This is a genomic window from Microcystis sp. M_QC_C_20170808_M9Col (genome assembly GCF_007095495.1).
Lineage (GTDB): Bacteria > Cyanobacteriota > Cyanobacteriia > Cyanobacteriales > Microcystaceae > Microcystis > Microcystis aeruginosa.
Genome location: NZ_SFBZ01000136.1, coordinates 1 through 10,404 on the forward strand (window position 1 = coordinate 1; position 10,404 = coordinate 10,404).

General features: G+C 41.6%; 11 protein-coding genes. 5 read left to right on the forward strand and 6 right to left on the reverse strand.

The window, feature by feature from the left end:
- Window positions 1–704, reverse strand: a 704-nt coding sequence (locus EWV68_RS08185; RefSeq protein ID WP_287169443.1) for an RNA-guided endonuclease InsQ/TnpB family protein, incomplete at its 3' end; no start/stop codon positions are given.
- 577 nt (window positions 705–1,281) lie between these two features.
- Between EWV68_RS08185 and EWV68_RS08190 the strand changes: the two genes are divergently transcribed.
- Window positions 1,282–1,794 carry a dihem cytochrome c family protein gene (locus EWV68_RS08190; RefSeq protein WP_287169444.1) on the forward strand — a complete coding sequence of 171 codons (513 nt, stop codon included), beginning with the start codon at window positions 1,282–1,284 and terminating at the stop codon, window positions 1,792–1,794.
- 201 nt (window positions 1,795–1,995) lie between these two features.
- On the opposite strand, the gene EWV68_RS08195 is transcribed toward EWV68_RS08190, so the two are convergent.
- A complete protein-coding gene (locus tag EWV68_RS08195) occupies window positions 1,996–2,859 on the reverse strand; it encodes a helix-turn-helix domain-containing protein (RefSeq protein ID WP_287169445.1) in 864 nt (287 codons plus the stop codon).
- Window positions 2,860–3,217: 358 nt separating this feature from the next.
- Here EWV68_RS08195 and EWV68_RS08200 point away from each other — a divergent pair, with 358 nt between their 5' ends.
- A complete protein-coding gene (locus EWV68_RS08200) occupies window positions 3,218–3,751 on the forward strand; it encodes a MogA/MoaB family molybdenum cofactor biosynthesis protein (protein ID WP_502705879.1) in 534 nt (177 codons plus the stop codon).
- A 1-nt stretch (window position 3,752) separates the two neighbouring features.
- Here EWV68_RS08200 and EWV68_RS08205 read toward each other — a convergent pair whose 3' ends face one another.
- Window positions 3,753–4,364 carry a DUF8692 domain-containing protein gene (locus EWV68_RS08205; RefSeq protein ID WP_287169446.1) on the reverse strand — a complete coding sequence of 204 codons (612 nt, stop codon included), beginning with the start codon at window positions 4,362–4,364 and terminating at the stop codon, window positions 3,753–3,755.
- 129 nt (window positions 4,365–4,493) lie between these two features.
- On the opposite strand from EWV68_RS08205, the gene EWV68_RS08210 reads away from it, so the two are divergent.
- From EWV68_RS08210 to hpsU, 3 genes are all read left to right on the forward strand, one after another.
- Window positions 4,494–5,159, forward strand: coding sequence for an urease accessory protein UreF (locus tag EWV68_RS08210; RefSeq protein ID WP_061433041.1), 666 nt, complete (start codon window positions 4,494–4,496; stop codon window positions 5,157–5,159).
- Between the two features lie 207 nt (window positions 5,160–5,366).
- Window positions 5,367–6,317, forward strand: a complete 951-nt coding sequence (locus EWV68_RS08215) for a glycosyltransferase family 2 protein (protein WP_061433040.1) — start codon at window positions 5,367–5,369, stop codon at window positions 6,315–6,317.
- Window positions 6,318–6,322: 5 nt separating this feature from the next.
- Window positions 6,323–6,913 (forward strand): hormogonium polysaccharide biosynthesis acetyltransferase HpsU, encoded by a 591-nt coding sequence (gene hpsU / locus EWV68_RS08220; RefSeq protein WP_061433039.1) that lies wholly within the window; start codon window positions 6,323–6,325, stop codon window positions 6,911–6,913.
- Between the two features lie 336 nt (window positions 6,914–7,249).
- Here the strand turns inward: hpsU and EWV68_RS08225 are convergent, their stop codons facing one another.
- The 3 genes from EWV68_RS08225 to EWV68_RS08235 all read right to left on the reverse strand — a co-directional run bounded on the left by EWV68_RS08225 (window position 7,250) and on the right by EWV68_RS08235 (window position 10,206).
- The gene (locus tag EWV68_RS08225) at window positions 7,250–9,001 is read right to left on the reverse strand and encodes a mechanosensitive ion channel family protein (RefSeq protein WP_287169447.1); all 1,752 of its coding nucleotides are present in this window, start codon (window positions 8,999–9,001) and stop codon (window positions 7,250–7,252) included.
- A 100-nt stretch (window positions 9,002–9,101) separates the two neighbouring features.
- Entirely contained in the window at window positions 9,102–9,875 is a 774-nt protein-coding gene (locus EWV68_RS08230; RefSeq protein WP_287169448.1) for a pyridoxal-dependent decarboxylase, read from the reverse strand.
- Between the two features lie 7 nt (window positions 9,876–9,882).
- Window positions 9,883–10,206: a DUF1345 domain-containing protein gene (locus tag EWV68_RS08235; protein ID WP_061433037.1), complete on the reverse strand. Its 324-nt coding sequence runs from the start codon at window positions 10,204–10,206 to the stop codon at window positions 9,883–9,885.
- Window positions 10,207–10,404 lie beyond the last annotated feature (198 nt).

Genomic DNA, 10,404 nt, shown 5'->3' on the forward strand with positions numbered 1-10,404 from the left:
TTTTCCCGTCGGTTACTTCCTTTCTGTTTTCTAGAAAGGTTTTTCTGTGCTTTTCTTAGTCGTTTTAATCGTTTCTTTAACGGTTTCGGTGCGTCTATCTTTTCCCCTGTTGAGAGAGTAGCAAAGGTAGCAATCCCTAGATCAATTCCTACTGACTCCCCATTATTAGGAAGTATTTCAGGCTGAATCTCGACGACAAAACTAAGAAAGTATCGATCTGATGCGTCTTTGATCACGGTGACGCTAGAAGGTTTAGAAGGTAATGGGCGACTCCAAACGATTCTTAAATCACCGATTTTCGCTAAAGTAACGTGATATTGATTGATGGTAAAACCATTGTCAGTAAATCTTGCCGATTGTTTAGATTTACGTTTTTTAAACTTGGGAGGTTTGACTTTCTTTCCTTTTCTTTCTCCCTTACAAGATGCAAAAAAGTTAGAATAGGCTGTCTCTAAATCTCTCAAAGACTGCTGTAAAGGGATAGAAGAAACCTCGGTTAACCACTGTTTTTCTTCTGTTTTCTTGACTTGAGTTAGTCTTTTAGATAACTCAGTATATTTTGGCTTTTTCTCCCCTTGTCGATAGAGTTCTTGGCAGTAAGCTAAGGTATCGTTCCAGACAACACGCACACACCCGAACAACTGAGACAAAAGCCTCTTTTGTTGGTCTGTTGGGTAAATACGGTATTGATACCTCGCTTTCATTGGGTTAAGATGTGTGTGTCTGTACTCTATTCTAACTAGGTCTGTCAATAATGCCAATAATGCCAAGTCGGTTAGTAATCAGTGATCAGTAATCAGTAAAAAGACAGTAGGAAACTTCTAAGTACCTAAGCAAAATTAATTACACATATCTAACCACCTCTTGCCTCTTGTCTCTTGCCTCTTGCCTATCTTCACTAGGAAATTAATTTTGCACGACTACTTATTTAATACTGCACACTTAAAAACTCACATCTGATAACTGATAACTTACCCACTGATAACTGATAACTGATAACTGATAACTGAGAGGTGCGCCACTGGAAGTTCTTAAGTGCTACATCAAAAATCAGGAAAAGCCGTCGTAAAACGACGGGGTTTTAACCCAAATTTTCGATAAACCAGAAGAACCCAAATACTGATGGGCAGTCAGGAGTTTAAGCTTGTGGAGAGACTGTAAGACTCGTTGGGATTCGTCTCAAAAAGCAGGTTTCTGTGAAGCAAGAATCTCCCATCACACAGCTTGGCATTGTGATGGCGAGAGTGTCAAAATTGTGTTCAATTACTCGTCATCCCAGTCATGCCTTCCAGCGGTCAAGTGAAATCGATTTTTTTTCTGATCCTCTTTCTCCTCAGTATTCTAGGGGGTATTCTACTGGCTTCGCTACTTAAACAACCAGCGATCGCCCAATCGCCTTCCTCGGATACATTGCTGAATCGTTATCAAATTGGACAGCAAACCTATCTAGAAAATTGTGCCACTTGCCATATTGCCATTCCTCCCAGCATCCTACCCAGTCAAACTTGGAAAAAAATCCTAGAAAATCCTAATTCTCACTATGGTATCCGTTTAAAACCAATTGTTGGCATTACTCAGCGTCTTATCTGGGATTATCTCAGTTATTCTTCCCGCCCTCTTACCCAGACTACTTTTGTTCCCCTCCTAATTGAACAGTCCACCTATGTAAAGGTTTTGCATCCTAGGGTCAATTTACCCACTCCTCTCGGTCATACCACCTGTGTCAGCTGTCATCCTAACGCTTCCCGCTACGATTATCAGACCCTTACCCCCATCTGGGATAATGCAGCCTAATCAGTTATCAGTTATCAGTGATCAGTTATCAGTTTTCAGCTTCTGAAGGCAAGGGGCAAAAGACAGAATCTGACAATTCTCCTACCTAAAAAGAAGGTTAGAAACTAAGCACATCAAAGCTTTTAGCTTAACCAATTAGGTCTTAGATTCGGCCCTTGTTTTCAGATGTGAGTTTTTAGTTCACTGATTACTGATTACTGTTTACTGATCACTGAGAGGGGGTGCAGTTAAGGTGATTTCGCCAATTTGGCCAGCTTTACCCATTAATTGGGCAGGTTTTTCGTTAAGAGAGATTTTAACACCGCCAGCATTGCCCGATCGAATATTTAAACTCTTTTGGGCTGTCCAAGTTTGTTTAGTCCCGGGTTGGAGATTGCCTTCATGGACTTTTTTGCCATCGGCAATTACCCTTACCCAAGCGGCCTGTTCAATAGTTACCCGGGCCGAGAGGGGAACTTTTGACTGAGGAGAAGGGGAAGGAGAGGCTATCGGTGCGGGAGGGACTACCGGCGCGGGGGAAACCACGGGGGAAGGAGAGGGAGTAACGGCAGGGAGGTTAGAGAGAGGGGGACGGAGGAAAAGATAGCCAATACCACAAAATATGCCCGCCAGCAAGCCTAGCCAGAGATACATCCCGAAAAAGGTTGATTTAGCCGGTTGGGGGCTAGTTTCCAGGGCTGGTTTTTCTGGTTTCACCGGTTCCACTTTTGGGGCAGCCGGTTCAGCCTTGGGGAGAGGGGTAACTTTTGTGGGCAGTGTTTTCGGGATAGTTACCTCTTGAGCTAATTGTTCCGCACTAGGAGACAAGCGATCGGCTAAAGCTTTACCATCAATTTTTAGAGCATCACCGTAGCGTTTGATAAATCCCTTGACATAAATTAATTCTGGTAATTTCTGCCAATTCCCCGTTTCCAACGCTTCTAGCATTGGTACTCTAATCATCGTCAGGGCGGCGATATCGTCTATGCTCAGGCCGCTTTCTTCCCGTTTTTGACGTAAATAAGTCCCGATTTCCTTGATTTGTTCGGCTTGTAGGGGACTGAGTTGACTCATAATTCCAGTCATAATCTATACCAATTAGATGATAATCTCGATTTTGTTATTTTGGGATAATCTGTTCTCTAGAAGCTCCTGTCACCTTGTCATCATTACCGGCGAAAAGGTTCCAAAAACCGGCAAAAATCAGCAATACTTGCAAAAGTTAAGTTTTTTATTCTCGGTTGACTGCACTGGCTACTTAGTACATACATTTGTTCTCAATACTTGTTTTTCTCCAACTCTCAGCTGATCCCTAATTAGGGCTGGCTGAATAAATCTAAAAACCTTGTTGGGTAAGACTTTTAGGCCTTTTGTCAATCAAAAAGTACTGGATATGGGAGTGATCGGGGGGAAATTTAGGCACTTTTTCCCTGAAAATTAGGTAATTGGCCACCTCAAAACTGGTAAAACCCCACACCCCACACCCTGCCACCACCGAAAAACTTTTTGCCGCCTTACCTGTGCCGTAGTCACGGTGAGCGATACTCGTACCCCAGAGACGGATAGGAGTGGCCAAATAATTCAAGAGTTACTAACTCGATCGGGTCATGATATTGGCCTATACTTAATTATCCCCGATCAACCCTTACAAATTCAAGCAATCTTACCAGAGATTAGTAATCAAAATCAGATAAAAGTCTTAATTCTCAATGGGGGTACGGGTATTGCTCCCAGAGACAATACCTATGATGCTTTAGTACCTTTATTAAGGATTACTTTGCCCGGTTTTGGCGAATTATTTCGTTATCTCAGCTATCAGGAAATTGGCTCCCGTGCCATGGCATCAAGGGCAATAGCTGGGGTTTATCAAAACTTATTAGTCTTTTCTCTCCCCGGTTCCACTAATGCCGTTAAATTAGCCCTAGAAAAACTGATTCTTCCCGAAATTTTACATCTGGTTAAACAGCTGAATGGATAATTTATTGGGATTTGATCTGGGCGGAAATTTCTTGAAAACATACATCCCAAAAATAGCCAGCTAGATTCACAGCACTTAACAGTTTAGGAATTCCTTCACTTAGACTAGCAAAACCTTGATTTTTAATCTGGAGAAAATCGATAGCGATCGCCAAAGTTAAAAGTGCTAAAGCGATGATTAAAATTTGGTAATAAGTTTGTATTATTCGCCGCCAAAATGCTAAACCATAAATCAGAATTGCGAGGGCATAAACAGAGATAGTCAAGAATTTGGGAATATTAAAATAGAGGAGAATGATATGAATTCTGAAGATTTCATTGATGGCAAAAAGTCCCGTTATTATGCCAGAAACAAGTAAAAAATGGCGAGAATTATTGAAACTTGTCTTGCGGGACAATAAAGCATAACTAAAAAGGCAAACAATCGGGGGCAGACAACAAAGCAATTGAAAAGCATGGGTTAATAAACCAGCGAGCGGAGTTGGGGGAGTAGCGGGAGGATAAAATAAAAGACTAGAGTGTAATTTTTCCCGATCAACCCCAGCAATCAAAGCTAAAATCAAGAGGAGAACGACAAGATTTATTTTCAGAAAATGCTGTTCTCGTGAGGACATAAGTATAGTAGTTTATAATTGTGGCTATTAATCACGGTATAATTCACAGAGTGCCGCTTTCTACCGATCTACATACGGAAGCGCCAAGCATTTCCCTAATTGTGTTAAGGACAATTTTCTCGGTTTTCTATGCTCGATCAAAAAGAACTTTTGTGTTTATTACAATTGGCTAGTCCCATTTTACCCGTGGGGGCTTATAGTTATTCCGAGGGGCTAGAAACCCTCGTCGAAAAGGGGATTATCTCCAATAGTGCCAGCTTAAATGATTGGTTAGAGCGATCGCTATGTCAAGGCTCGATTCGCTTAGAAGCGGCTGTTTTGGTAAGGGTATATCGTTGTTTTTGTCAAGAGGATTTTACAAAACTTAATTATTGGGACAATTGGTTATCGGCAACGCGGGAAACAGCCGAATTAAGACAACAAAGCTGGCAAATGGGGCGATCGCTGTTAAACTTATTGCGGGAGTTAGCGCCGGCCAGAGATAATCTACCAGAACAGGCTAATTATGCCACCGCTTTTGCGATCGGGGCAAGTAATTGGCAAATTGGCGAAGAATTAGCGGTTTTAGGCTATTTACACAGTTGGGCAAGTAATTTAATCAATGCAGGATTGCGTTTAATTCCCCTAGGGCAAACCCTAGGACAATCCCTTCTGATCGGTTTACAGCCCAGTTTATTAACAGCAACAGCAGATATTATCAGTTTAGCCGATGAAAACCTGAGCAGTTGGAGTTGGGGGCTAAGTTTTGCCAGTATGAACCACGAAACCCAGTATAGTCGTCTATTTCGCAGTTAGAAATTAGCGATCAAATTTTTCACTATTTTCTGGGAGAATATGCAAGTCTCTAGGAGTCTCTCTCTTAGGTTCAAGCCTAGGGATAAGGTAAAAAACCGAATAAGGTATAGTATGATTGAAAAAAATCTTAAGTCCTAGTTCTCGCTTTCTGAGTAACTAAGGGTTTTAAGGAAAGATGCGAACACTCTACCTAGCCACAGTGTACCAATGTTTAGTCAATCAGAAAAAATTCCCGTTTCGGTGTTAATTCCCGCCAAAAACGAGGAATCTAACCTTCCCGCCTGTTTAGAGAGTGTTGCTAGGGCTGATGAAGTGTTTGTCGTCGATTCCCAAAGTAGCGATCGCTCGATCGAAATATCTACAAACTATGGGGCTAATGTAGTCCAATTTTATTTTAATGGTCGTTGGCCGAAAAAGAAAAACTGGTCCCTCGATAATCTGCCTTTTCGCAATGAATGGGTATTAATCGTCGATTGTGATGAGAGAATCACCCCCGAACTATGGGACGAAATTGCCAGCGTGATCCAAGATCCCAACTATAACGGTTATTATCTCAATCGTCGCGTCTTCTTCCTCGGACAATGGATTCGTTATGGTGGCAAGTATCCCGACTGGAATCTGCGCTTATTTAAACATAAGTCGGGCAGATACGAGAATTTAAACACGGAAGATATCCCCAACACGGGAGATAACGAGGTTCACGAACACGTTATCCTCGATGGCAAGGTGGGATATCTGAAAAATGATATGCTGCACATCGATTTCCGCGATATCTATCATTGGTTAGAAAGACATAATCGTTATTCCAACTGGGAGGCGCGAGTTTATTACAATATTCTCACGGGTAATGACGAAAGCGGCACGATCGGAGCGAACCTGTTCGGTGATGCGGTGCAGAGAAAACGTTTTTTAAAGAAAATTTGGGTAAAATTGCCCTTTAAACCGCTGCTGCGCTTTATTCTCTTTTATTTTATCCGTCTCGGTTTCTTGGATGGCAAAGCTGGTTATATCTACGGTCGTCTTTTGAGTCAGTACGAATACCAAATAGGGGTTAAATTGTACGAATTACGGCAATTTGGCGGTAAATTAAACGTTAATGCCCATGCTAATCCCCCGGTTAAACCCTCGGAACCTCAACCGGTAGAAATGATTAAATAAGTCCTATGTCCCCAGAAATCCGCACCGATGAGGAAGCGTGGCTAGATCTGCGTACCTACGATCAATCTTGGTTTGAGCGCGGTCGTTCTCATCCGATTATCCTACTTTGGTGGTTAGTACAGGGAATTCTTTTTCCCCTCAGTTTGCACCAAATGGACAGCTTTCGCTGCGCTATTTTGCGACTATTCGGGGCTAAAATCGGCCTTGGGGTGAAAATTCGCCCGACGGCAAGGGTTACTTATCCTTGGAAAGTGGCGATCGGCGATTATACTTGGATTGGCGATGATGTGGTGATTTATAGTTTAGATAACGTTACCATCGGCAGTCATTGTGTGATTTCTCAAAAATGTTATCTTTGCACTGGCAGTCACGATCCCTGCGATCGCTCTTTCAGCTTAAAAACCACTCCCATCCTCATTGGTAATGGTACATGGATCGCGGCCGATTGTTTTTTGGCTCCGGGGGTAAAAATTGGCTCTAATGTTGTTATTGGGGCAAGAAGTAGCGTATTTGCTGATATTCCCGCTCAAAAGGTCGCTTGGGGCAGTCCCTGTCGTCCTCAATACGATAGAAAGATGAATTCTTATAGTAAGTAGTCGTGCAAAATTAATTTCCTAGTCGAGACTCCGAGACAGGAGACTCCGAGACGTGAGACTCCGAGACGGGAGACTCCGAGACGGGAGACAGCTATTAGGGATCGGATTTGAGTTTTCAGTTCACTGTTTCCTCACACCAGAAGTCTGACGGAGTAGTGGCTTAGATGTGTAATAGAGGCATTTTATCTCAAATGTCGGGGTGAAGACTCAAATTTGTTCGTCCCAAAGTCGAAAGTCCTGCTCATAGGATGCCGTCATCGATTTATCTCCTTCTAAGCTCAATTAACATTATATTAATAATCCGCCAACAGTAAGCGCTTAAAAACGGATTTGGTGTCAAAATGTGTTGTTTTCTTGATTGTCTGAAGATTGAACACGAAAGGGAGGCGCAACATAATCGGAAGGTAAATAATTTTCGGGAATGGTTGTTGTATTTCCATCTCGTAGGGAGGTGTAACTGGGAGAGAGAATCTCAATCCCAGCTTCATTACACTTGTCTTGAATATTTTGATGGAGTTCTGAATAAATTATTACCATCAAATTGGGTTGGTTAGTGTAAGCGTTTAATTGATAACTGATGTAAAAATTATCTAGGCTAGTTTGCAGGACAAAAGGTGCGGGTTCTTTGAGAATATGCACAGTTTCTAGAGCAGCTTCAATTAAGGTTTTGTGGGCTTTTCGCCAAGGCAGATCGTACCCTAGGGTAATCGTTGTCTGAATAATTAGATTTCTGTTTAATTCCCGCGAGGAAATACTAAAGTTAATCACATTACTACTTAATAAAGATGAGTTAGGAATAGTAATAATTTTATTAGTGGGAGTGCAAATGCGAATGACTAGGAAGTTTTTTTCAATTAGATCGCCAATTACCTCTCCCACTTGAATGTGATCTCCGATGCGAAAGGCACGGGTATAGATAAGAATAATTCCCCCAATAACATTGGCGATCGCCGAAGTAGAACCAAGGGATAAAAGAAGACCAAGAAAAACAGAAACACCGCGGAAAGCAGGGGAATCAAAACCGGGCAAATAGGGAAAAGCCACTATTGCTGCTAAGGCAATAATTATGACTAATAGGAGATTGTAAGTAGGTTTAGCCCAATCAGTATAAAAACCAGGAATAACCAGATTTCCTCTTTCTATTGCTGTAAAAAAGGGCTTGATTAGCCGGATTAAGTAGTAGGTTATAAAAATGATTATGGCAATAATAAAGGCATTGGGAAGATATTGGCCAATGGACGATAAAACCAGTTCTAATGATTGATAAAAATAACCTAAAATACTCTCGCCAAAAACTCTTGTCCAGGGAAATAAACGAAGTACAAATGTTGCATAATTAAATAATAATAAAAAGAGAACAAGTAAGCGAATTATCCGAAGAACTCGCAGCCAAAAAAAGCTTATATTAGAGGAAGATATAATCTCAACATTCCCGATTTGAATGCCCGGTGTCAAGGATTCAATCAAACGTCTAATAAAGGGAAATAGCTTCCCTGAAATTTTGATAACTGCAAAGCTAATAATCAAGAAAGCAAAGGTGGCTATAACCGTATAAATGATGTTCTTAAGTAGTTGTTCGGGTTTTCGATCTTGGCGATATTGAGCGATAGCAACCTGAATTTTTTGTAAAGCTTGTTGAGCTAAAACCTCCGGCGTTGAACGATAGGCTTTTGCATCTCGCTCCGTCACCGTTAGAATCACTTCTTGATCTACACTTAAATAAAGTGAGTTATCATCAGGAATCTGCTCAATTGTCAGGTTCTCAATAGGAATAGAATCATTTTGAGCAATTCTTTCAATTCTCCGGGTAATAGCGTTAGCTCTCTCCTCCGCCGAAAATGAAGAAACTCCCCGCCGGATAAAAAAGAGAGTTTTTCCATCTAACATAACTGGAAAGCCGTCAATTTTATTTTCCGGTTGTGTCGGATTTTGAGCTATTCCCAAAAGAGGGGAAGTTAGAGTCAGTAGTAAAACTACAAAAAATATTATCAAGGTATGCCCAATTTTTTTCATCCATCCTCTAGCTTTAGATGGTGTAGTTAGCATTAAATATCTTTGATTAATATCGACAACTGGTACAAATTGCATAGGATTAAGTCAGATTTTTTTGTGTGTATTCGGGTAATATTTAGGCATTACTGTCCTCGATGAGATGCAGCTCTTCTAGGTTGAGACAGGAGGGAAATTTTCACATCTGAAAGCTATTCTTGCAACTACTAGCACCATCGACGTGCAGGGGAACTTGCCAGCCGGTTTCTCTGTTCAATGTTTCTAGAACCTCATTAATTTCTTGGACGGGTTCATAACTACCATCAAAGGTACTACCCATAATTGCAATTACCCCGATCGTATTCTCATCAATTAGTTTAATTGCCTCGGTCGCCTTGAGATGAAAACGATTCCCTTCCATCGGCACAAAACGCGGTTCTACCTCCCAATAACGACAGAATTTTTGCCAACAAACCTGCACATTAATGCCCATGACTAAATTAGGTTTGTCGGTGGGTTTACCCTCTTTTTGTCGGCGTTTGCGCCATTGCCATTTTAAAGCCATGCCTTCCAACATCGCCGCTTCACTAGAACCAATGGTAGAACAACCGGTTGCCGCTTCGCTTTCGGGAGCATTCCAGAGTCTAGCGATCATATTCACACAACGCAGTTCAATTTCGGCAGTTTGTGGGTATTCATCCTTGTCGATCATGTTTTTATCGAAGGTTTCCGCCATTAATTGTTTGGCTTCCGGTTCCATCCAAGTGGTGACAAAAGTAGCCAGATTCAGGCGAGAATTACCATCAAGGGCGAGTTCATCGCGGATTAAATTGTAGGCCACCGCCGGCGGCATTTCTCCCTCGGGAATCTCGTATTTAGGTACAGCGGAAGTCAGGGCGCGGGAAGCATAGGTGGGGGTAATTAGTGCCTCTTCCGGACTAAGGCGATCGAGATTAATTTTCTGATGAACCATAACTTCCTTAATAAAATATCTTTTTTGCTGAGAGTAAATTACCAATCATTCCAAAAATAATAGCAATAATCGAGACGGATAAAAAATAGGAAAGCATCCCTTGGGTTGCTACCAGTCGCCGCATCGCCGTACTATTAATACTTGTATCGGAGGTTTGATAACAAGCCGCCATACAAAAACCTTGATAGAGAAATTCCGTCCAATTGGGTCGATCGCAATTGGGAAAAACTAGGCCTTTACCATCATGATAGTAGCGCACTGCATATTCTTGGCTGTAGATCAGTTGTCTGGCTAACCAAGCACTAATAATAGTTAGTAAAAGTATAGTCAAATATAGACAGACTGAATTCCATTTCAGAAATTCCTTTCACTTTTACTTCGAGAGATTGATTCTCCTTGGGTGAACTACACACCTCTCTATCCCATAGCGGTTAAACGCATTTGGGAATGCTTTTCGTAAAATATTGTAGGAACCTATGACATCAGATTGAACCAGAATCCCCTTATCTGTACGATATAACCCTCGTTT